25 protein-coding genes are annotated in these 22,863 nt (G+C 40.3%); 9 read left to right on the top strand and 16 right to left on the bottom strand.

Annotation, left to right across the window (positions count from 1 at the left end):
- Nucleotides 1–317 precede the first annotated feature (317 nt).
- On the top strand, nt 318–1,223 hold the full coding sequence (gene rlmF, locus E5N72_RS18065) for a 23S rRNA (adenine(1618)-N(6))-methyltransferase RlmF (RefSeq protein ID WP_135926503.1): 906 nt from the start codon (nt 318–320) through the stop codon (nt 1,221–1,223).
- A gap of 10 nt (nt 1,224–1,233) precedes the next feature.
- Nucleotides 1,234–2,241 (top strand): low-specificity L-threonine aldolase, encoded by a 1,008-nt coding sequence (gene ltaE / locus E5N72_RS18060; RefSeq protein ID WP_135926502.1) that lies wholly within the window; start codon nt 1,234–1,236, stop codon nt 2,239–2,241.
- Here ltaE and E5N72_RS18055 read toward each other — a convergent pair.
- From E5N72_RS18055 to E5N72_RS18015, 9 genes are all read right to left on the bottom strand, one after another.
- The gene (locus E5N72_RS18055) at nt 2,224–2,808 is read right to left on the bottom strand and encodes a thymidine kinase (RefSeq protein ID WP_135926501.1); all 585 of its coding nucleotides are present in this window, start codon (nt 2,806–2,808) and stop codon (nt 2,224–2,226) included. The two genes, ltaE and E5N72_RS18055, sit on opposite strands and share 18 nt — an antisense overlap.
- Nucleotides 2,809–2,916: 108 nt before the next feature.
- A complete protein-coding gene (locus E5N72_RS18050) occupies nt 2,917–3,384 on the bottom strand; it encodes a methylated-DNA--[protein]-cysteine S-methyltransferase (protein WP_135926944.1) in 468 nt (155 codons plus the stop codon).
- Nucleotides 3,385–3,386: 2 nt separating this feature from the next.
- On the bottom strand, nt 3,387–4,736 hold the full coding sequence (locus tag E5N72_RS18045) for an AlkA N-terminal domain-containing protein (RefSeq protein ID WP_135926500.1): 1,350 nt from the start codon (nt 4,734–4,736) through the stop codon (nt 3,387–3,389).
- Between the two features lie 75 nt (nt 4,737–4,811).
- The gene (locus E5N72_RS18040; RefSeq protein ID WP_135926499.1) at nt 4,812–5,426 is read right to left on the bottom strand and encodes a superoxide dismutase; all 615 of its coding nucleotides are present in this window, start codon (nt 5,424–5,426) and stop codon (nt 4,812–4,814) included.
- A 15-nt stretch (nt 5,427–5,441) separates the two neighbouring features.
- Entirely contained in the window at nt 5,442–5,948 is a 507-nt protein-coding gene (locus tag E5N72_RS18035; protein ID WP_135926498.1) for a hypothetical protein, read from the bottom strand.
- Between the two features lie 122 nt (nt 5,949–6,070).
- Complete coding sequence (locus E5N72_RS18030) at nt 6,071–6,556, bottom strand: GNAT family N-acetyltransferase (protein WP_135926497.1); 486 nt, start codon at nt 6,554–6,556, stop codon at nt 6,071–6,073.
- Between the two features lie 127 nt (nt 6,557–6,683).
- Complete coding sequence (locus tag E5N72_RS18025) at nt 6,684–9,794, bottom strand: CusA/CzcA family heavy metal efflux RND transporter (protein ID WP_135926496.1); 3,111 nt, start codon at nt 9,792–9,794, stop codon at nt 6,684–6,686.
- Between the two features lie 9 nt (nt 9,795–9,803).
- Entirely contained in the window at nt 9,804–10,928 is a 1,125-nt protein-coding gene (locus tag E5N72_RS18020) for an efflux RND transporter periplasmic adaptor subunit (RefSeq protein ID WP_135926495.1), read from the bottom strand.
- Between the two features lie 58 nt (nt 10,929–10,986).
- Nucleotides 10,987–11,364: a hypothetical protein gene (locus E5N72_RS18015; RefSeq protein WP_135926494.1), complete on the bottom strand. Its 378-nt coding sequence runs from the start codon at nt 11,362–11,364 to the stop codon at nt 10,987–10,989.
- 170 nt (nt 11,365–11,534) lie between these two features.
- Between E5N72_RS18015 and E5N72_RS18010 the strand changes: the two genes are divergently transcribed.
- From E5N72_RS18010 to bfr (E5N72_RS17985), 6 genes are all read left to right on the top strand, one after another.
- Complete coding sequence (locus E5N72_RS18010) at nt 11,535–12,395, top strand: cation diffusion facilitator family transporter (protein WP_062567993.1); 861 nt, start codon at nt 11,535–11,537, stop codon at nt 12,393–12,395.
- 64 nt (nt 12,396–12,459) lie between these two features.
- Nucleotides 12,460–13,530, top strand: coding sequence for a PepSY-associated TM helix domain-containing protein (locus tag E5N72_RS18005; RefSeq protein ID WP_135926943.1), 1,071 nt, complete (start codon nt 12,460–12,462; stop codon nt 13,528–13,530).
- A gap of 28 nt (nt 13,531–13,558) precedes the next feature.
- A complete protein-coding gene (locus E5N72_RS18000; RefSeq protein ID WP_135926493.1) occupies nt 13,559–13,894 on the top strand; it encodes a DUF3703 domain-containing protein in 336 nt (111 codons plus the stop codon).
- Between the two features lie 163 nt (nt 13,895–14,057).
- Entirely contained in the window at nt 14,058–16,193 is a 2,136-nt protein-coding gene (locus E5N72_RS17995) for a TonB-dependent receptor (protein WP_135926492.1), read from the top strand.
- Between the two features lie 209 nt (nt 16,194–16,402).
- Nucleotides 16,403–16,876, top strand: a complete 474-nt coding sequence (gene bfr, locus E5N72_RS17990; protein WP_130052506.1) for a bacterioferritin — start codon at nt 16,403–16,405, stop codon at nt 16,874–16,876.
- Nucleotides 16,877–16,887: 11 nt separating this feature from the next.
- Nucleotides 16,888–17,352, top strand: a complete 465-nt coding sequence (gene bfr, locus E5N72_RS17985) for a bacterioferritin (protein WP_062567995.1) — start codon at nt 16,888–16,890, stop codon at nt 17,350–17,352.
- Nucleotides 17,353–17,409: 57 nt separating this feature from the next.
- Here the strand turns inward: bfr (E5N72_RS17985) and E5N72_RS17980 are convergent, their stop codons facing one another.
- Both E5N72_RS17980 and E5N72_RS17975 read right to left on the bottom strand, forming a co-directional pair.
- Nucleotides 17,410–17,883, bottom strand: a complete 474-nt coding sequence (locus tag E5N72_RS17980; RefSeq protein ID WP_135926491.1) for a mechanosensitive ion channel domain-containing protein — start codon at nt 17,881–17,883, stop codon at nt 17,410–17,412.
- A 58-nt stretch (nt 17,884–17,941) separates the two neighbouring features.
- Entirely contained in the window at nt 17,942–18,397 is a 456-nt protein-coding gene (locus E5N72_RS17975) for a hypothetical protein (RefSeq protein WP_062567997.1), read from the bottom strand.
- A gap of 183 nt (nt 18,398–18,580) precedes the next feature.
- Here E5N72_RS17975 and E5N72_RS17970 point away from each other — a divergent pair, with 183 nt between their 5' ends.
- On the top strand, nt 18,581–19,012 hold the full coding sequence (locus E5N72_RS17970) for a hypothetical protein (RefSeq protein ID WP_062567998.1): 432 nt from the start codon (nt 18,581–18,583) through the stop codon (nt 19,010–19,012).
- A gap of 692 nt (nt 19,013–19,704) precedes the next feature.
- Here the strand turns inward: E5N72_RS17970 and E5N72_RS17965 are convergent.
- The 5 genes from E5N72_RS17965 to E5N72_RS17945 all read right to left on the bottom strand — a co-directional run bounded on the left by E5N72_RS17965 (nt 19,705) and on the right by E5N72_RS17945 (nt 22,860).
- Nucleotides 19,705–20,262, bottom strand: a complete 558-nt coding sequence (locus E5N72_RS17965; RefSeq protein WP_135926490.1) for a YbhB/YbcL family Raf kinase inhibitor-like protein — start codon at nt 20,260–20,262, stop codon at nt 19,705–19,707.
- Nucleotides 20,263–20,337: 75 nt separating this feature from the next.
- Nucleotides 20,338–21,150, bottom strand: a complete 813-nt coding sequence (locus tag E5N72_RS17960; protein WP_135926489.1) for an AraC family transcriptional regulator — start codon at nt 21,148–21,150, stop codon at nt 20,338–20,340.
- A gap of 251 nt (nt 21,151–21,401) precedes the next feature.
- Complete coding sequence (locus E5N72_RS17955) at nt 21,402–21,872, bottom strand: DUF4262 domain-containing protein (protein WP_135926488.1); 471 nt, start codon at nt 21,870–21,872, stop codon at nt 21,402–21,404.
- 59 nt (nt 21,873–21,931) lie between these two features.
- The gene (locus E5N72_RS17950) at nt 21,932–22,297 is read right to left on the bottom strand and encodes a hypothetical protein (protein ID WP_135926487.1); all 366 of its coding nucleotides are present in this window, start codon (nt 22,295–22,297) and stop codon (nt 21,932–21,934) included.
- 200 nt (nt 22,298–22,497) lie between these two features.
- On the bottom strand, nt 22,498–22,860 hold the full coding sequence (locus E5N72_RS17945) for a hypothetical protein (RefSeq protein ID WP_135926486.1): 363 nt from the start codon (nt 22,858–22,860) through the stop codon (nt 22,498–22,500).
- Nucleotides 22,861–22,863 lie beyond the last annotated feature (3 nt).

Genomic DNA, 22,863 nt, shown 5'->3' with positions numbered 1-22,863 from the left:
ACATTACCAGTTGCTTAAGACGTAAAAGGTAAAAGAACAAAGAAAAATACTATTAGTCATTTTTTATAAGCTTCCTTGTTGTTTTTAATATTCAATTAAAATACACAGAAGCTCGATTCCTTCGATTGTCTTTTACAAGATAAAGTGCTTCATCTTCATTTTTAATTATTTTTTCTAACTATTTCAAGTTAAAAATGATTTTTGCATACCATGTTATTAATGAGACTAAGCAAAAATATCCACCGCAAACTAACTCAGAGCAAAGATTTATTTGGTACAATCAGCCTTTGATATGGCTAACAGATAGGTTTTCCTTAATGCATCCGCGAAATCGCCACTTAAATGGCTACGACTTTACTTTGCTATGCAAAGATACTCCTGCCCTAACACCTTATATAACGCAAACTCCAGCGGGCACTGATACCATTGATTTCACCAATGCATTAGCGGTTAAAACCCTCAACCAAGCGTTATTAAAAAGCCATTATAAAATCGATTTTTGGGATTTGCCCGACAACTACCTTTGCCCACCGGTTCCTGGCAGAGTTGATTACATTCACCACTTGGCCGATTTATTAGCAAACGATAACCAAGGTCATATTCCTACGGGTAAGCAAGTAAAAGTGCTTGATGTAGGCACGGGTGCAAATGTGATTTACCCGCTTACGGGTAATCACGAATATGGCTGGCACTTCACGGGCTCAGATATTGATGCTTTGTCTGTTAAAATTGCCAAACAAATCGTGCAATTCAACCGCCTTAAAATTAATGTTAAGCAGCAAAACAACGCCGATAAAATGTTTACGGGCGTGATATCGAATAAAGATGTCTTTCACCTAACTTTATGCAACCCACCGTTTCATGCCAGCGAGCAACAGGCCAAAGCAGGTACTGAGCGCAAATGGAATAACCTAAACAAAGCGCCACAAAAAGCGCTTAATTTTGGTGGCCGCCAAAACGAGCTTTGGTGTGAAGGCGGTGAGCGCGAATTTATCAGTAAAATGTGCATTGAGAGCCAAGAGTTTGCAGAGCAATGTATTTGGTTTACATCGCTTGTTTCTAAGTCTGACACTTTACCGCATATAAAAAAGTTACTTAGCACACTTGATGTGAAAGACGTAAAAGTTATAAAAATGGCACAAGGCCAAAAAATAAGCCGCTTTATTGCTTGGAGCTATTTTGACCAAGCCGACCGCGAAGCCATTCTTAACGAACTAGTATAAGGACAATAAAATGATCGACTTTCGTTCAGACACAGTTACAAAACCAACAGCAGCTATGCGCGCTGTCATGAATGACGCCCCAGTAGGCGACGACGTTTATGGTGACGACCCAAGCGTTAATCGGCTTGAACAATATGCTGTTGAGCGCCATGGCTTCGAAAGTGCTCTTTATTGTAGCTCAGGCACGCAAGCAAACTTACTGGCATTAATGGCACATTGTGAGCGTGGCGACGAATACATTTGTGGTCAACAAGCGCATAACTACAAGTTTGAGGGTGGCGGTGCCGCTGTATTGGGGTCTATTCAACCGCAACCAATTGAAAATAATAGTGATGGCAGCATAGATTTAAACAAAGTTGTGGCTGCGATTAAAGCTGATGATTTTCACTTTGCTAAAACCAAACTACTTAGCTTAGAAAACACCATTGGCGGCAAAGTTCTCCCGCTTAGTTATCTTAAACAAGCTAGAGAGTGTGTTGATAAACATAACCTTTCTCTGCACTTAGACGGTGCCCGCGTATATAACGCTGCGGTTAAGTTAGGTGTTGATATCACTGAAATCACCCAGTATTTTGATTCAGTGTCTATTTGCTTATCAAAAGGACTCGGTGCGCCGGTTGGCTCACTATTATTAGGTAGCAAAGCACTGATTGATAAAGCGCGTCGCTGGCGTAAAGTGCTCGGCGGTGGTATGCGCCAAGCGGGTATGCTTGCAGCTGCAGGCCAATATGCACTTGAGCATCACGTAGCAAGGCTTGCTGAGGATCACGATAACGCGGCGTATTTAGCTGAGCAGTTAAACACGTTAGCTGGTTTTGATACGTCAACTTTTCAAATCGATACCAACATTGTTTACGCAAATGTTGCCGAACATATCGATTTAAAAGCAGTGGCACATGCGTTAAAAGAGCAAAACATGCTGTTTTCACCGGGTAAACCACTGCGATTAGTGACCCATTTAGGCGTCACTAAGCAAGATATTGATAGCTTTATCTCGGCATTAGCGGCCGAGATTTAACGCTTCTTTGTAATGTTTGCGGCACACCGATACATATCGGTCGTTGCCGCCAATTTCTACCTGATTACCATCTGCAATCGCTTTGCCATGCTCATCAGTACGCAATACATGATTAGCTTTACGCCCGCAATGACACACCGTTTTTAACTCAATAAGTTTGTCAGCCCAGGCAAGTAGATATTGTGAGCCACTAAATAACTCACCTCTAAAGTCGTTACGTAAGCCATAACACAGCACCGGAATACCAAGCTCATCAACCACATCTGTTAATTGCATTACTTGCTCTTTTGATAAGAACTGGCACTCATCAACTAAAATACAATGGCGCTTTTGCTCTGCATTTAATGATTTGATCAATTCAAATACATCGATATCAGCATCAAAAATATGGGCATCAGCTTGTAAACCAATTCGTGAAGACACCTTGCCAACACCTGCTCTATCATCAATAGCCGCAGTTAAAATAACCGGTTCCATACCACGCTCGCGGTAGTTAAATGCAGATTGTAAAAGTGTGGTAGATTTGCCTGCATTCATTGCAGAATAATAAAAGTACAGCTGTGCCATGATGTTGCCCAAATTTTAAAGTCGCAATATGCTACCCTAATCGCGCGGCAACATCATCTATTACCTTACTCTTATTACTTGAAACCTTGTCCCAGTAAAATTGCTGTTTTATAACAAGCCTTCGTGTTTCAGTAACCACTCTTTTCTTTCAAGGCCACCCGCATAGCCTGTGAGTTTACCGTTTGCGCCAATAATCCGATGACATGGCACAATAATACTAATGGGGTTTTTACCATTTGCAGCCCCCACTGCACGCACCGCTTTTGGATTATTAATGGCACTTGCAATATCTTGGTAACTTCTGCTTTGACCAAACTCAACATCCATCAGTGCACGCCATACTTGCTTTTGAAACTGGGTACCTTGGGTATCTAGCGGAACAGTAAAACGCGTACGCTCGCCGTTAAAGTATTCATTAAGCTCACTTACACATATTAAAATGGGTGTAAGGGTGTGCTCATCAACAACCTCTGTTTGCATCTCAACCACCGGGTAAAAGCCAACGTAACTGACGCCTTTTGACGTACTTTGAATGGTAATATCGCCAATCGGGCTTGGCATAATAACTTGTTGCATACTCATAATTGTTGCCATAGTTGAAAAGTTAAATAAGAGCGAAATGGCGCACAGTGCTCGCTATTAAATTCGCTTATTTCAGCGAGGGCTTTTTTAACCCCTAAGTCGCCCGCCAATAGAATATCGGGGTGGCTTTGACCGCGTAGTTTGGCGTAATTAACTGTCCATGGGCCAATGCCTTTGAGCTCTAACCAATTATTAAGCTCTTGATTATCTGGGTTTTGCTGACAATAGGCACTTAAACGCCGTAGCGCATCTTTGCGTGATTGTGGCATTTTAAAAAAATCGAGCTCAGAATTGGCAACCCATTCAGGGCTTGGAAAATAGTGGTTATTACTTTGCTGATTAAACTCATTTACAAGCTGTGTTACTAAGTTATGAGCCGCTGTAACACTTACCTGCTGACCAAGTACCGCACGAATACCTGCTTCATACTCAGACCAAATTCCCGGCAAACGAAGTCCAACACAAAGCGGCATTGCACCTTTTAGCTCTGCATTTAAATGCTGTTCAATAGTGTGCGTGTCGGCATCTAAATCAAGCACACGACGAATGTTATGGATCACTTGCTGTAAATAGCGGGTGTTATCGATATCAATAACCACTTTAAAATGGTTTTTATGCTCAACAAAATGCGCGGTAAATTGCCCTTGGCAATATTTATCTTTAAAAGTGCGACCATAGCTCGTTGCGCTTAGCCATTCTAGACCACTAATTAAGCGGCGCTGTAAAAAGTCATGGAGTGCTTGCCAGTTATAAGGCGGCCTAAATGCTAGTGTTAAAGTTAATGTTGATGCTGGTTTTTTATCTGACTTGCGTAACTTTGACGGGGCGATATTTAACTGCTTTAAAAAAGCATCATTAAAACGACGAATACTATTAAAGCCTGCCGCAAATGCGATATCAGCTACCGACAAATCAGTTTGTTGTAATAGCTGCTTGGCAAAATTGCATTGGTTAAATAATCGATATTGGGTGATCGACAGTCCAAAATGTTGGTTAAACAAACGGCGTAAATAGCGGCTTGACACCCCTAGTCTGTCTGCTAAAACCTCGCAATCGTAGGCCTCGCCTTTATCAATCAGTTGTTTGGCACGTAATGCGGTGGTTTTAGTACCTAACCAAGCTGGGCTATTCGGAGCACTGTCTGGGCGACAGCGAATGCAGGGTCGAAAACCATCTTGCGCAGCCAAGTGCGCGTATTGGTAATACTCAACGTTCTTTTCTTGTGCCGTTGGTGCAGGGCAAATTGGTCTGCAATAAATGCCGGTGCTTTTTACAGCTACAAAGAACACCCCATCAAAGCGTGGGTCACGGCTTTGCCTTGCAGTTTGCCATTGTTGGCTAGTCATAATTATTCTCGTTACACGCTAATACCGTTAGCTTAACTGAATATTATTTTTTGACTAGCCAGTTTCGGACCTTAACTATTTTTTAATTGCTGCTAAATATCGGCGCTCAACTTCCGGCCAATTGATCACTTCGTAAAATGCCGCAATATATTCAGGACGACGATTTTGATACTTCAAGTAATACGCATGCTCCCACACATCAAGCCCTAAAATAGGCGTGTGATTTTGCATTAGTGAGCTATCTTGATTAAGGCTACTTTCAACAACCAACTGGTTATTATCATCAACACATAACCACGCCCAGCCACTGCCAAAGCGGCTTACCGCTGCATTAGTAAATTGCTCTTTAAACTCATCAAAGCTACCAAACGTATCAACAATGGCGGTGTTTAACTCTGCACTTGGCATACCGCCGCCATTAGGTGACATAACTTGCCAAAATAATGAGTGATTATGATGGCCACCTACATGCTCTTGCACTGCTTTTTGTAATGACTCAGGCATTGATGAAATAGTGCGGAGTAATGTTTCAGCATCTTGCTCTGAATAATGGCTGCCCTCTAGTGCAGCATTCGCTTTATTGATATAGGTTTGATGATGCAAAGTGTGATGAATTTCCATGGTTTTCGCATCAATGTGCGGTTCAAGTGCATCATAGTCATACGCTAAATCGGGTAATGTAAAAGGCATACTGATTCCTTATCGTTAATGTAATAACTGCGTTTTGTGGGGATGCTCAGCTAATAGCTGATTAATACGGTTAATGAGTGTCGGAAATGCCGATGCCATGCTGCCAAACTTAACCAGCTCATAATAGGTTTTATGATGATGGTGCAGCACCAAGGTGCGAACCTGCTGCTCAGGGTGATTTAATAGCACGCTTAATCTTTGATGAGCATGGCAAAGCCAGGTGCAGGCTTTATCGGGTTTTTGCATCACTTTAAAAGTGTCGGCAAGATTCAAAGTAGCAACAACAAATGCTGCAATACAATGTTCTAGCGAGCGTGTTACCGACTGATTGACTGGGATATTAGAAAATTGCGCAAGAAGTGTTTCGGCGCAGCTGCTTGCAACCATGTAATGATCACGTGCAGTAATAAGCTCGCCAGATTCAAATGCTAAGTTGCCTTGATAAATTGCACTTTGCCAAGGGGCAAGCGCATCATCAATGGCGTTTGCAGTTAAAGGTGTGTGGCGTGTTGTTTGAGTCATAAAAATCACCTGCACTTATACCAATCTTTGTATGTGTATTTAAACTACACACAGAAAAACCCAAATGCAAATGATTTTTATTTATATTGGTGTTTGTCAATTTTGAGCTATATCAAAATTACTTATTGATGCGCAAAGTCGATAAGCTCTTGGCCTGTCAGGCGGTAAATAATCCATTCGTTTTGTGGTTTAGCACCAATACTATCGTAAAAATCAATGGCTGGTTTATTCCAATCAAGTACCACCCACTCAAAACGACCACAGTCTTTTTCGAGTGCTTGCTTAGCAAGATATTGCATAATTTGCTTACCAGCGCCTTTACCACGGCTATCAGCACTGACGTAAAGATCTTCTAAATACAAACCATTTTTGCCAAGCCATGTAGAGTAATTATAAAAATACACAGCAAAACCAATTGGTGTGTCGCCGTCTAAACAAATAATACTATGCGCCGTTGCGCCTTCACTGAATAACGTTTTTAAAATAGCTTGCTCGTCTGTTTTAACTGCGTCGGGTTCTTTTTCGTAGATAGCAAGTTCGGTAATAAAATGTAGTATTGTTGCAGCATCACTTGCGACTGCCGGACGAATTGTAATTGCGTTACTCACTCTGTATTCCTTTTTTACATCATTATTGTAACGCCCAGTTTATAAGGGCTTTAGCATGGTGTAAACGCCCTTTACAGAATTACACGGCATTAAAAAAGGGGGCTACTAAAAGTTAGCCCCATTTGCTTTATTTACTCATCGACTTATAAAGTACCGGCAGTACAAATAAAGTTAAGAATGTTGCACTGACCAAGCCGCCAACGATAACCGTTGCAAGTGGCTTTTGTATTTCAGCCCCTATGCCTGTGCTTAGTAACATCGGAATAAGCCCAAGCATTGAAGTAAGCGCGGTCATTAGTACGGGTCTGAGCCGTGAAACAGCCCCTTCAAATACCGCTTTATCTTTGCTATCGCCGTGACTCACTCGGTGATTAATGCTTTCAACCATCACCACACCATTCAATACCGCAACACCAAACAGCGTAATGAACCCTACTGAACTGGGTACAGATAAGTATTGCCCAGAGACATACAATGCAATCACCCCACCAATTACAGCGAGAGGAACATTGACAAGAATAAGCATCACTTGCGATAAGTTACTAAAGGCAAAATAAAGCAATAACGCGATGAGTAATAAGGCCACTGGCACCACTATCATTAGCCGCTTTTGTGCCCGTTGTTGGTTTTCGAACTGGCCGCCAATCGCCACGCTGTAACCACTTGGTAACTGCACTTTATCAGCAATCGCAGTACGAATATCCGCAACCACAGAGCCCATATCACGCCCCTGTACATTCGCTTGAATGACTATGCGTCTTTGAACATCATCGCGACGAACTTGCGGAGCGCCAGACTCAATCTGTACATCGGCTACATCACCTACCCTAACAATGGCACCCGCGGGAGTACGCAGTCGAAGATCAGCAATCACATTTGGGTTTTGGCGATAACTTTGCGCTATACGCACATAAATATCATAGCGCTCATTGGCATTAATAATTTGCCCTGCTGATTGACCACCAATACCGTGCTGGACTACATCCATTAGATCAGCTACCGATAAACCAAAACGCGATAACGCCAAACGGTTGGGTTTAACTATAAGCTGTGCTTCGCCGCCTATTTGCTCCATCGCGACATCTTTAGCGCCAGGTATTTGCTGAACTAGCAGCTCAATTTGTTGGCCTTTTTCACTTAAAACAGCCAAATCACTTCCGAACAACTTAATGGCCAATTGAGCCTTTACACCCGATAAAAGCTCATCTACTCGGGTTGCTATGGGTTGTGAAAAGTTAAACAAAAGCCCAGGAAATTGCTCAAGCTTGGCTTCCATTAACTGTTGCAATTCGACACGTGTTTTCGCGTTAACCCATTGCTCATGTGGCTTTAAACCTAAATAGATTTCAATGTTGTTAACCGGTTCAGGATCGCCCCCCACTTCTGCCCGACCGATTCGGCTCAGTGCATATTCCACCTCGTTAAATTCAAGCAACATGGCTTCAAGCTTTGGAGCCACTGAGATTGCTGTTTCGAGACTTGCAGATGGAGCAAGAGTCACACGTAGATTAATCGTGCCTTCTTCAAGTTCTGGCACAAATTCAGTACCCAGCTTTGGTAGCATAACAGCCGCTACAATTAGTAATAAACCTGCAATAGCTAAAACGCTGTGTTTAGCCTGCAATGCTTTTTGTAAAGCCCGTTGATAAAGCATATCGATAGGTTTTAGTAAGATACTTTGCTTTACTGTCACGCCCTTAGCAAATAAATAAACACACAGTGCTGGCACCACAACTAAGGCAACAATTACAGCGCTAATAATCGCAAGCATAATACTCACAGCCATTGGCTGAAATAACTTAGCCTCAACGCCTTCAAAGCTAAACAGTGGTAAAAATACCGTAAGAATAATCAAAGAGGCAAAAAAGATAGGCCGTGCGACTTCTTTTGCAGCAATTGCAACCAGCTCGGCGGGTGGCTTATGTTGATTGTGCTTCATCCCTAAGTGCCTAAATACATTTTCTACCATAACAACCGAGCCATCTACCAGCATGCCGATGGCAACAGCTATACCCCCTAATGACATTAAGTTAGCCGATAAGCCAAGCCATGCCATTACACTCAGTGCTAAACCAATCGAAATAGGGATCGATAATAACACCAAAAATGTTGCTCTTAAATCCAACAAAAATAGCGCTAATACTATGATAATAAATACAAAAGCTAAAAGCAGTGCATCAATAACTGTTTGTACCGCTTGGCTTATAAGCTCTGCTTGGTCGTAAATTGCTTTAAATTCAACCCCATTTGGCAGTGCTTGATTTATCATCTCGACACGCGCGTTAATGCCATCAATCGTTTGCTTGGTATTAGCGCCCATTCTTTTCAGCACGATACCTGTGACCACTTCACCCCGATTCACTATTTCGCCTTGATCATTGCGTTTAGATAAGGTGACTGAGCCTTGGCGAATTTCACTGCCAAGCTCAACATTCGCAACATCAGCCACTTTAACGACCGTACCATCAATGGTTTTGATAGGCGTTTGCGCAATTTCAGTAAGCCCTTTTTCGCCTGGGGTAAACCAACCTGTACCACGAATAACCAGCTGCTCTTGACCTCGGTTCATATACCAGCCACCCACATTGCTATTGTTAGCATCTAGTGCGTCACTAACATCTTGCTGTGTTAAGTCATAGGCTAGTAGCTTATTGGGATTTAAGTTTACTTGATACTGCTTGACCTCACCGCCAAATGACAAAATATCAGTAACACCATCAATAGGTAATATAAGTAATTTAACCACCCAATCATTTAAGCTACGTAGTGCCATGCTATCTATGTTTGCATCTGGCTTTGCTTCAAGTAAATACTGATAAACTTGTCCAAGCCCTGATGTGTTAGGGCCCATTGTTGGCATACCTACACCGTCTGGGATCAACTCTTTAGCAGACTGCAAACGTTCAAAAACCAGCTGCCTAGCAAAGTAAATATCAACACCTTCTTTGAACACAACAGTGACGCCCGATAACCCCGTTTTAGAAATAGAACGAACTTGCTCTACATCGGGTAGTGCATACATAACCGCTTCTATCGGGTATGTGATCAGCTGCTCAACTTCTTCAGCCGCCAGCCCTGGCGCTTCGGTATTAACTGCAACTTGCACATTCGTCACGTCAGGAAAGGCATCTAAATTGAGTTTTGGGATCATAAATAAACTCACAGCAATCGCCGCAAGCAAGGCCAATAGCACCAGTAAACGATTTTTTATCACCGCTTCAATTAATAAATTAAACATGCGTCACCTCTAGTGGTTATGCGGATCAAATCCGCCTTTAGCTAGCTGTGATGCAATAAAAAATGCACCTTGGGTGACAACCTCAAGTCCGGCTTCAATACCAAATACTTCGCGATAATCACCAAAACTTCTGCCAAGGCTTACTTCTTGTGCGACAAAACCACCATCGTCATCAACAACAAATAATTGCCAGTCACCATCTGCGCTGCGAGTTAAAGCATTTTCTGGTACAGCAAGTACCGCTTGCTCTGTTTCAAACTGAAAATACACATCGGCAAACATGCCCGGATGCAAACTATGCTGAGTGTTTTTTACTTCGAGCCTAACGGTTCGTGAGCGTGTTTGTTCATCAATGGTATGTGCTTCTTGAATGACTGTTGCTTGATAGCGATTACCGTTTACTTCTAACAGCGCTGTCGAGCCATTATTAATAATACGGTCTTGGTTCGATGAAAGCTGAGCTGCAACCCAAAGCGCAGATTCATCGGCTATTAGCATCAACTCAATCCCCGAATCAACTCGCTGGCCTTGTGCGAAGTTATCGGTTAAAACAGCACCAGATGTTTGTGCAAATAAGGTGTATTCGCCGAGTTTTTCTGGGCTTATAGTCAGTGTTTTAGTTATGGCTTGTTTTGATAAACCAAAGGCAACTAAGCGGCTATAAGCTACTTCATACTCGGCTTTGGCAGTCAAGATTTGCTTTTTGCTCACCGTGCCTGGTGTCATTTTAGTTAGCCGTTTTAACTCTGCTTCGGCCAATCTAAATTCAGTTTGCTGGCTGGCAACTTCGCCACTAAATAAGGTGACTAAAGAGTCACCTTTATTGACATGTTGCCCTAACAAGGCATGGCGCTTTACAACGATTGAATCAACGCGCGGTGACACCACATAACTTGCATAACCATTGGCTTTAATTTCGCCCGGTGCATATAAGGTTTGATTGTGTTTTTTCAGTACAAGGCGCTCAACCTTGATATTAGCTAGTTGCTGTTGCTGCTCAGTTAAATTGACTTCATTAGCATGCTCAGCTTGTTCATTTTCTTGATGTTCATGTGCTTCTTTCGCAGAATTATTTGTCACATACATAAAGCATACGCACAGTAATGCGTAACGCATAAAATTTCTTAAAAACATATATCGTCTCTTACTTAAAATGGGCTAAGCCCAAATAAAATCTAAAAAGGGTTTTGGATTAAGTAAGAGCTAAAATAGGTGGGCGATGTAACGGTGCTAAATCTGCTGATGTGAAGTTTAAATCGAGAGATTCAATTTTAGTAAAATAGGTATCAGCAGGCTCGGTCAATTGCAGCGAATCGACAAACACAGGGCTGTGACAAACATGACAATGGCCTTTTTCGGCTGAATCAGACAACTGTTTGCTAAGTTCGGTGTGCTCTAATTGGTGTAGCTGATGATCGCCATTGATAGCGCAATGGGCTTCAAGATCAATTTCTTCAGATAGTAGTACCGAGGTGTGATTAAACGCAGCATTATGATCGGCCACATCAAAGCTATCCAGCGTGGGCTGGAGCAATAATACGCTAATCAAAATAAAAAATGCAGCTTTCACATTGAGCCTAAAAATTAGAACTAAAAAATGGTACAACAGTGTTAAATTAACAAATCCATCAGCATTTGAACAGAAAATTATAATCTGTACACGAACAAATCATTATAAACTTTTCAATATCACAGCACGCATGGTATAAAAATAAAGCAAATCAATAACTAGGTATTTTTATGGGACACGGACACCACCATCATCACGATACAAATAACCAAAGCACCCGCCAACTCATGCTGGCAGTGGTAATTAATGTGTTATTAACCGTCGCTCAGGTGATTGGCGGCCTCGTTTCTGGCAGCTTATCTTTAATTGCTGATGCGCTGCACAATTTAAGTGATGCCTCATCGTTATTCATTGCCATAATTGCCCGAAAAATAGGTGCCAAACCTGCCAATGATCGTTATCAATACGGTTATAAACGCGCTGAAATTTTAGCAACCTTATTTAACAGTTTAAGTTTAATCGTGATTGGTGGTTACCTAATTGTTGAAGCCATATCCAACTATTTAAACCCTGAGCCCATTGATGGTTGGATCATCATTTGGGTTGCTGGTTTTGCACTGGTTGTTGACCTATTCACCGCGCTTTTAACTTACAAAGCAGGTGCGAAAGACAGCATGAATATTCGTGCTGCGTTTATACATAATGTGTCTGATGCATTAGCGTCTGTGGTGGTGATCATTGCGGGTACCTTAATTATTCTTTATCAATGGTATGTTGTTGATTTAATTGCCACCATGCTGATTTCGGTGTACGTCATTTACCATGGTATTTTGCTGCTAATAGCGAGCAGTAAAATTTTAATGCAGGCAGCCCCCGATAGTTTTGCGCTACCAGAAGCTATCACTGAACTTAAAGCCCAATTTGCAATCACTGATATTGATTACCTTAAAACATGGCAGATAGATGACCATCACATTCATTGTGAGCTTAAGTTTAGTGCCAAGCAAAGCATTCAAAACGATGAAATACGTCACTTTTTACATGAAAACTTTGCTATTGAAAGCTGCACCATTGAACAAGTTTTAGTGTAAATGTATCGCGTTATCATTTACAATTCAGTTTTGTTTTAACAGCAAACTGAAGGAACAAACTTTGTTGAAGTTGTGGTTACGTCGTACGCATTTATTGCTTGCCTTAGTAAGCGGTTTATTTTTAATTTGTTTAAGCTTGACCGGCGCGTTGCTTATTTACGCAAAAGACATTCAATACCTTACTCAAAGCGATAAATGGACAGTAACGCCAGCACCTTCAGCACTAGATTTCGATGACCTCATCCAACACGTTTCAGCTACAACAAAACAACCCGTTACCCTGTTAATGCCAGAGCAGCGCAGTGATCTTGCTTGGCAATTACAGTTGGCAAACAACCGCTATGTCAGTGTTAATCCATACAACGGTCAAGTGTTACATGAGTACGATTACTACAGTACAATTTATGGCTTTACCATGGCTTTGCACCGCTGGCTGCTTTATGAAGGTGGCGATAAAAACCGCCCTTTAAGAAACTGGGTATCGGTGTGTGCGCTGATTCTTATTATTGAAATTCTGCTTGGCTTTTATATTTGGGTGAAGCCAAAAAATCGTATTAAGCGCTTGGCTATTAAGCGTAAAGCAAAGTTTAGAGTGCTGATGTATCAACTACATACCGTTCTAGGTGTGTATTTTTTAATTCCACTCATTTTAATTGCCTACACAGGTATGGCATTTAACTGGAAAGAACAAACCAAAGCCGTATTAGAATTTGTGATGCAAGGCACAGTTGAAGATAGACCTAAACCACCAGCAGTTATTTCCCCTTCAGCTGATACGCCTTTTCAAGTGCAAAAAGCGTTTGATAACGCACAAACTGTATTTCCTGAGGGTAAGTTATTTAGAATTTATTTACCGAAAAAACCAACTGATAACATAGGTTTTAGAATAGAGAACCCGGGTGAAAGCCATGCCTATAGTTGGGTATGGGCAAACCCATATTCAGCAGATATTGTTGCAAGCTATGACGCCAGCCAAAGCTCATGGACCACGCAAACATGGAACTTTAAATATAAGTTTCATATTGGTGATTTTGCAGGGCCTATTGTGCAATTACTATGGTTACTATTTGCTTTATCACCGTTATTTTTCACGATTTCGGGTGTTTACTTTTGGTACAAACGGCACTACAAATGAACAACCATTACTGAAAGTGACATTCGCCATGAATATTGAGCTCAAAAAAGCCTTTAACACTGAAATGATATTGGCTAAAACTAGTTATGCAAAGACGGATTACACAAGCGCTTTTTATCACTTAGAGCGGGCTCATATTCTTGGCCAAAGCTATATCATTGCGCATACTTACTCACATTGGTGGATGTGTAAAATTGGTTTTAAAAACCATAATGCCAAGGAAATAATTGGTCAGTTTGCTCGCATGGCTGCGTCAATTATGTTTTCGCGTATTTGGGTCCCACTCGGTAACACTGGCGGCACCAATGTTAGCCCTTTCAAACCAATGCCTATTCCTGATGACCTAAAACGTTATTTAAACTAGCATCAACTGGAACCGCACTTACTTGTACCCTTCTTATCGCGAGTAACTAAAAAGCCACAATTATTATTGCAAATAATTATCATTAGCCTTGCCTTTACACTTCTTTACATTTAGACTTCCGCACAATCACATAATAATTAATACTGATTTAACAAGGATAAACATGTTAAAAACTTCACTTACTCTGATTGCACTCGCACTAAGTAGCCAATCGTTTGCTGATGATGCCATTAATAAAAAACTCACCGCAGAAGAAATGGAACACGTTGTTGTATCAGGCAGCCGTGTATTTGAAAGCATTGATGAAGTACCCGCTTCAGTCACGATTATTAGCCAAAAGCAAATTGAAGAGCATTTAAAAGTTAATCCAGAACTACAAAGCTTATTGGCGCAAATGGTACCTGGCCTTGCACCAGATACGGGTAGCTCGAGTAATACAGGTCAGAGTTTACGTGGCCGTGCACCACTTGTGATGATTGATGGTGTGCCACAATCTACACCACTGAGAAACGGCTCTTTAGGGGTTAAAACACTCGACCCAAGTGCCATTGCTCGTATCGAAGTGATCAAAGGTGCTACCTCCGTTTATGGTAATGGTGCATCGGGCGGTATTATTAACTACATCACAAAACAAGCAACAAGTGATGGTCAGCCAGAAGGTGAGATCAGCCTATCGTCACGTTTTAGTGCAGTAAAACTAGAGGAAAGCGCCGGTGCGCGAGTCTCTGCGGCAATTAATGGTCGTGCTGATAAAATTAGCTATTTATTTACCGCAAGTTACGAAGAAAATGGCGTTCAACGCGACGCAGAAGGTGATATTCTTGGCTTGCAATATGGTTTATCTGACGCAGTAACAGAAAACTACTTCACCAAACTGGGTTATGATTTTGATGAAGAGAAGCAGCTACAATTTAGCTATAACTACTTTAGCTCTCAGCAAAAAACCGATTTAGGTGATGTTGTAGGGGATCTTAATAATGGCGAAAAAACCTATGCCATTCATGTACCTAAAGAGCTGCAAAAGCAAGGTAAACCACAAGGCCCAGATGGTAACGAAAACATTACCTTAAAATACACAGACTACGCCCTGTTTAGTAATACACAAATGACGCTCGACCTTTACATGCAAGATATCGAGAATGTGTTTTTCTTTTCTACAAGCTTAGCTAACCCAGACGAAGGCTACGAAGGCGGCCAATCAATTATTCGCTCTGAAAAGAAAGGTGCGCGCGCTACCTTCAATACACTTGTTGATTTTGACAATGTTGAAGCCACTTTCATTTATGGCCTAGATGCACTTAATGATGTGACGTCTCAGCCGCTAGTAGATGGCCGTGTTTGGGTACCAGAAATGGATATGGAAAGCCTTGCTGGCTTTTTACAAACTAAGTGGGTAATCGATAATGATTTAGTTATTAAAGCGGGTGTACGCCAAGAAAGCATAGATCTTGCTGTAGAGGACTATGAAACCTTAAAACTGTGCCGCTCAGCAACACAATGCTCAGTACCACTTAGCGTAAAAGGTGACACCATTGATTACGATGCAACCACTTACAATGTAGGTGTGAAATACAATTTACTTGAGGCCTTCAGCCCGTTTGCCAATTACTCGCAAGGATCTGATATCTCTGATATTGGTCGCTTATTACGCTCTGCAACGGTAAACGATATTGGTCTAATTCAAACAGAAGCATCAATCATCGATAACTATGAAGTTGGTTTTACCTCACAGTTTGATGACTTGCGCTTTGAATTTGCAGCTTACCGCAGCACATCAGAATTTGGCACCACGAATAGCTTTAATGAAGCAACGGGGGTTTATGAGCCAGTACGTGCGCCGCAAGAGATTTGGGGTTACGAAACACTGGTTGATTATAAAATTAACCCAACCCTAAAACTGGTTGCAACTTACAGCTATGTTGAAGGTAAAAACACCGAAGACGATATTTACTTAGGTTCTCGCCAAATCAGCCCACCAAAAGGTACAGCTAACTTAAACTGGCAGCCTAATGATGAATTATCACTTACGGTGAGTTATTTATATGTGGGTTCACGCAAACGCTTTGAACCAAATGCAAACGGTGATTATGTTGGCGATCAAGGCCCTATTAGCAGTTACAATCTATTCAACCTAAGCGGTCGTTATAACTTTAGTAAAAACTGGCAAGCGTTTATGGGTGTTGAAAACCTATTTAACAATGATTACTACCCTGCCCGCGCCCAGTCATACACCTACGGTGGCTATAACATTAAAGGTTTAGGTACCACTGTAACACTTGGTGCAACTTATCGCTTCTAAATTAATTTTTATTAGAACAACAAGCCCTTCTTAGTAAGGGCTTTTTTCATTTAAGAATAAAAACGATAAATTGTTCATTTATCAACCATTAACGCAAACTTAAACGAGAATCACACTCAATAGTAAATAACTGATTTACAAAGGAAAAAGTTTGCAATCTTGTTTTTATATACTACAATTACCGCAACTTGGAATTCGAGGACAGCATTATGAAAGGTAACCAAAAAGTCATCGATAGTTTTAACAAACTACTCGCAAACGAATTAGCCGCTATAGATCAATACTTTATTCATTCTCGTATGTATGACGATTGGGGCCTAAATAAGCTGTATGAGCGTCTTAACCACGAAATGGAAGAAGAAAAAGACCACGCTGATTGGTTAATTAAACGTATTCTATTCTTAGAAGGCGTACCAAACATGACTAAACGTCGTGATTTATTAATTGGTTCAGACGTTAAAAGCATGATGCAGAACGATTTAACACTTGAATTAGAAGTTGTTGATTGTGTTAAAGAAGCAATTTCTATCTGTGAACAAGAAAAAGACTATCAATCACGCGAAGTGCTTGAAAAGCTATTATTTGATACAGAAGAAGATCATGTGTACTGGTTAGAACAACAGCTTGGTCTAATCGACAAAATTGGTAGCCAAAACTACCACCAATCTCAAATGGGCGAATAGAGGCTAATTGTATGAAAGGCGATAAAAGCGTCATTGCTGCACTTAATAAAGTATTAGCGAATGAATTAGTGGGTATCAACCAATACTTTTTACACGCTCGTATGTTTAAAGATTTTGGTTTTTCAAAATTAGACAAAGCTGATTACAAAGTATCTATTCAAAAAATGAAAAATGCCGACCGTTTAATCGAGCGTATTTTGTTTTTAGAAGGTTTACCAAATTTACAAGATTTAGGTCGACTACGTATTGGTGAAAACTCTGAAGAAATGATCGAAGCTAACATGAGCTTTGAACTTGATTCATTACCTGATCTTAAAGAAGCAATTAAACTTGCTGAAGAGAAAAAAGATTACATCAGCCGTGAAGCGCTCGATAACATCTTAAATGAGCAAGAAGAACAGATTGATTGGCTTGAAACACAGCAGCAGTTAATCAAAACCGCAGGGCTTGAAAATTACCTGCAATCTCAAATGTAATTTGCTAAAACTTCAAAAAGCAGCCTAGGCTGCTTTTTTTATAGCTAGTTTTTGCTATTAATCGTCTTCACGATCAATGATTGACACTTTATTACTTAAAATTAAAGAGTTAGGGATTAAATGCACAGCTCCTTCGCCTTTAATTGTGATATAGCGCAAATTAAGATCAATCACAGTGCCCTTTGAATTACTCACTTCTATGTAATTACCAAGCTTAATAGGTTTATAAAGTACAATCATGACACCAGCAACTAGGTTTGAAATAGCATCTTTCAACGCAAAACCCAGTGCAAAGCCCGTTAAGCCTAAGCCTGCGACCAACGCCGCAACATCAAAACCGAGTTTCGATAACGCAAGCACAATAGCAATGAATAATAAAATAGCGCGCTGCGAGTTAGAAATTAGCCGGAAAGTTTCAAGTGCAGTTGAATCAAACCGACGTTGAAACTGTTTAATTGCCCGGTCAATTATGAGGCTTGCTATATAAAAGGCAGAAAGCACTAAAAATGCTTGAATGAGTTGGCTAGTCATAAGGTTTTCAATTAAAAATAAAGCCCATCATAGGCTTAAATTTGCATGAGGAAAACATTTATTGTTTTTCAAACACACATGAAATGTCAGGTTTATCCAATGTATAAGTGATATTGCCATTATCTTTAAAACGCAAATCTTCAGTTGTTGAGCCATTATCGTCTTCATTATCACAGCGAAAGTAGCGCTTGGTTCTAACAATACCATTTACAAAGTACTTTAGCTTCGAGCTAACAACACAAAAGTTTGGGATTTTTTTTACCTGCGTACCGTTATGCAAATCACTAAAGTCAATTAGCGTGCCTAAACTAAAACCTTGTGTGGGTGTTTTGATTAATGAGAATGATGCATTTTGGCAAACTGCGTCACTGCCCTCTTTGGCTGCATACTCCCCTTGTTTATCTTTAATTAAAGACAAAAATTGGGTTTTATTACTCGGCTTAACATCTAGCAATGCACTTGCTAACGCTGAGTTTGAGAACAAAAAAGCAACTATCCAAAAGTAAGATCTCATTTAAATTCCATAAACTATAAACACTTAATTAGCATAGCATGCCATTTAAGCTTGGTGAATCTAAGAACCATATTGTTAATACGACTAAAATATGAATTTGGTTTTATTTAGTCATTTCTAGATAAGCAATTACTTTATTTATGTGCTATATCTTTGAATGATCATAATTTTGGAGGGAATCAAATGAAAATAATTAAACTATTAGCTTTAACTACTTTACTAACATTAGCCAGTACACATAGTTTTGCTGGTGATGACGAGTGGAAAACTATCGCTGAGAAAAAAGTTAGTTACAAGAGCGAAACTGATACCGTAAACCCTATTACCAGCAGCCGTTATAGTCACATTAAGGTTAAATGCACACATGGCACAGTGAACCTTAAAAGTATTAAAGTCATCATGAACAATGGTGAAGAAAAGGTATTTGAAAACCTGGGTGTTCTAACCAAAGGGATGTCATCACGTAGCTTAAGTTTACCAGACAAAAACGACGCTAAACTCGATAAAATAAAACTTGAATATGAATCTGTAGGCAGCACAGCACTTAGTATGGCTGGTGTGACCGAAAAAGCCGAAGTTGAAATTCTCGCGAAAAAAGCAAAGAAAGATGATTAAAGTTGCGAGTCAATGATGTTTGAGGCCATACACTTTCACAAGTAGCGGCCTCTTTATGCCGCTACTTTTTTAAGAGCAGACGCGCGAAACAAGTTTCACGTCTTCGAGTGCCCTTGTAGGTCGCCATTTATGGCGACAAAAACCGTGGAGATTTTCACGTAGGAACGGCTTCAACCGTCAACCTTAGATGTTCGGCGTTAAAACGCCCTTGTAAACTTGTAACTCGATAACTTTACCCTTTAATCGCGCTAAAGCACGACCTACATAATATCGCGCGAAACAAATTTTACGCCTTCGAGTGCCCTTGTAGGTCGCCATTTATGGCGACAAAAACCATGGAGATTTTCACGTAGGAACGGCTTCAACCGTCAACCTTAGATGTTCGGCGTTAAAACGCCCTTGTAAACTTGTAACTCGATAACTTTACCCTTTAATCGCGCTAAAGCACGACCTACATAATATCGCGCGAAACAAATTTTACGCCTTCGAGTGCCCTTGTAGGTCGCCATTTATGGCGACAAAAACCATGGAGATTTTCACGTAGGAACTGCTTCAGCCGTGAACCTGAAAACTTCGGCGTTGAAACGCCTCCTACAAACTTGTAACTCGATAACTTTACCCTTAATCGCGCTAAAGCACGACCTACAAACGCTCGAAACTCGCTAACTTTACTCTTGCAGCTCGTTACTCTCTCAACGCTTATAAAGCGCTTCAATTGTTGCTGAATCAAGCGAATAAGCATTGATCATATAACCTGCTAACGCACCTGATGCGTTCTCTGGTAATTCAAGTTTTTGTGATAACGCATGTAGTGTAAATTGATATCTGTGAGCGCCATGGCCTTCTGGTGGGCAGGCACCGCCAAAGCCTTTGAAACCATAATCATTTGTGATCTGCACACTGCCTTTTGGCAAAGCATTCTTGTCAGCATTTCCCGCACCGCTCGCTAAGCTTGATACTGATTTAGGAATGTTTACAACTTGCCAATGCCACCAGCCACTGCCTGTAGGGGCATCAGGATCATAAACGGTCAATGCGAATGCTTCAGTTCCTTTAGGTGCATTTTGCCAAGCAAGTTGTGGAGAAAGGTTATCGCCATTACAACCAAACCCTTTAAACTCTTGCGCACTCTCCATAAAGTCACCATGGGCAATGTCTTTGCTTGTTAAGGTAAAAGACTCAGCGAATGTGGTGCCAGACAAACTTAGTAGGAATAATGGCGTGGCAATTTTCAATGTTGATGATTTCATAATATTCTCCGATTAATAAGAATAATCATAATACCTAGCAAAGAGAGATCAAATTACTACCAAAACTGTCAATTATTAGCCTACTTCGCTCATTATTGTTTTACGAAGAGCTGTTGGAGTCGTATTAAACAACAGTTTAAATTTATCTGTGAATCTAGATTGCGACGAAAAACCACATTGCTGGGCAATAGCTCCAATAGGCTCTGAGCTGCTTTGAATTAAATGTAGCCCATGGCTTAAACGCGCTTTGTCTTTAATTAACTGAAAACTACTTTCTTCTGCGGTTAACTTTCTTCTGAGTGTCGATTCGCTCATCGCTAACGTCGTTGCAATACTGTTTGCATCCCAATCACGCGTTAAATCACTGGTGATAATAGTATGTACTTTATGAGTCAGTGTTGGTGGCTCAATAATTGAACCTAAATCTATAAAGCCCTGCAAAAATAACACCTGTAGAAGCTCTTGCCTTCTAATTGGCCATAATTGTGATGGTGTTACTGCAGCCCATTCAATAAATTGTTTTAAGGACATTTGAAACAAAGAGTCTACTTGCCCATTAATGAACTTTTTCTTTGCTCCCGATTGATATTTCAAACACTCAAAGTCTGTGTAATCAAACTCAATCAATAACGCCATATAACCAATATTTTGCGGAATGTTGCGCATGGCGACCTTAGGTGTATTTGCCATAAAGACAAAATCGCCTGCATTGCAGTTAACTTCTTCTGTATCAATTAGTCTTTTACTGCCAGACAACACAACGACAAGTAATGGTTTTGCGATAGGCACATTAACTATGTGCTGTTCATCATTAGCGCAATAAATCGAAAACGGTAAAGACTGATGTTGCTTTACTGCGCTTAAACCTATCTCTATCAATTCATTCATATTTTTCAGTGTTTTTTATTGAACTCGAAGGAACGGATTGGACCGTGATTCTTAGTTATTCGGCGTAAAACGCTACCGGCTAACTTTACACTTTAATCGCGCTAAAGCACGACCTACAAAGGTGCGAAACAAGTTTCACGCCTACAATGATTCCCTTGTAGGTCGCCCATTTATGGCGACAAAACATTGAAGATTTTCACGTAGGAACGGCTTCAGCCGTGAACCTTAGATGTTCGGCGTTAAAACGCCTCCTACATACAAGCTTTTTCGATTATTCCTGTCTTATTTAATATAGGTTGTGCCCATTGATAATAATCAGAAGTACCTTCATCCCATGGCCATAAACCTTTTGTTGTTGGCCATACCATTTGAAGCATCTTAAAATTACTTCCATTATGTAACCACAGGCCATAACCTAAGTATTCTTTATAATGTGAACTATCTACATCGATGAAAGTCACATCGAAGCCTTCAAGAAAATCACTATAAAATTTACCTACTTCAAAAACCTCACCTTTAAGTAATCTATCTTTGTAGTTATTAATCATTGAGTGAGCCAATGAATTATCTAAACCTAGAATGATTAAGTCCGGTTTCTTCTGATTTTTATTAATACCAATTGAGTAAGTAAATTCAGGCGCATCCTCCCCTTCCATAACTTTCAATACATGGCATCCAAAGTGTTCAATGTTGTTTAAAGCAACCTGATCTTGTTCGTTCATGATAACCTTTGATTTAAGTAATTTTTTTACGGTCGAAAATAAACTATAAAATTTAAACATTATTTGTAAAAAGCAGGCAATTTCTTTGCTCTAAAGTTTTTAGCGTATATCCACCATTTAACTCCTACATCATCAATTAATTGATAAAAGTTAAAATTTGTTTCTAGGTAATTCTCATTTAGGTAGCTTGATACAAGCTCATTTGCGATAACAATTTTAATAGGCCCAACTAAACTAAATGCTAAACTTAAAGAATCAACATCTAAAAACTCTACTTCTATTTCCCCGTTGTCTCTAGTACCAATATCACCATTAAACTTTATTTTTAAGGAACCAGAAGCTTGTTCTGTTGGTACATTAATTTTTTCAACTGTTGCCTGCCCATGCAACCTTGCGAGGTAAGCATTTAATTCATCTAAATCCATTTGTGCATTAACCTTTAAATTTATACCTTACGCGCTAAAGCACGACATACAGAGATGCTAAACAGGTTTCACGCCTACTTTAGAAAACATTAGGCACTAGGATTTAGGCTCTAGGACGCGATGTAAAATCGCTGCTACTTGTTCGGCGTTAAAACGCCTCCTACAAACTTTACTTTCGCAACTTGCTAACTTTAACCCAATCAAACAAGCATACTGTTTAATATCATTCCTGGCATTAAAAATACCATTGCAAAAGAAAATGATCCGGTGAGTGCAACTGCAAGACAGCAAAATGCAGTTTGCATTAAAAAGACGTTGGGTTTACCAGTGGCACTTTTTTGAAATGACACATAGGCAAGTAACAGGTTTTCTCTAATTTTTTGAAGGTAAGAACACGCTACTCTGATGATTGGCAAGCTGTAAATTGCTAAAAAAGCAAATACAACTTCTATTCCACCAAAATGAAATAACAGTGCAATCTCAGGTGAGAACCAACCAACAATAGCTATCAAGCACCAAAATGCAGCTTTTTGATATTTAGTTAGTTCTTGCCATTTGATCATCGT

Source organism: Pseudoalteromonas sp. MEBiC 03607, from assembly GCF_004792295.1.
GTDB lineage: Bacteria > Pseudomonadota > Gammaproteobacteria > Enterobacterales > Alteromonadaceae > Pseudoalteromonas > Pseudoalteromonas lipolytica_C.
Note: the sequence above shows the minus strand (reverse complement) of the source record. Positions and strands in the feature narration are given on the sequence as shown.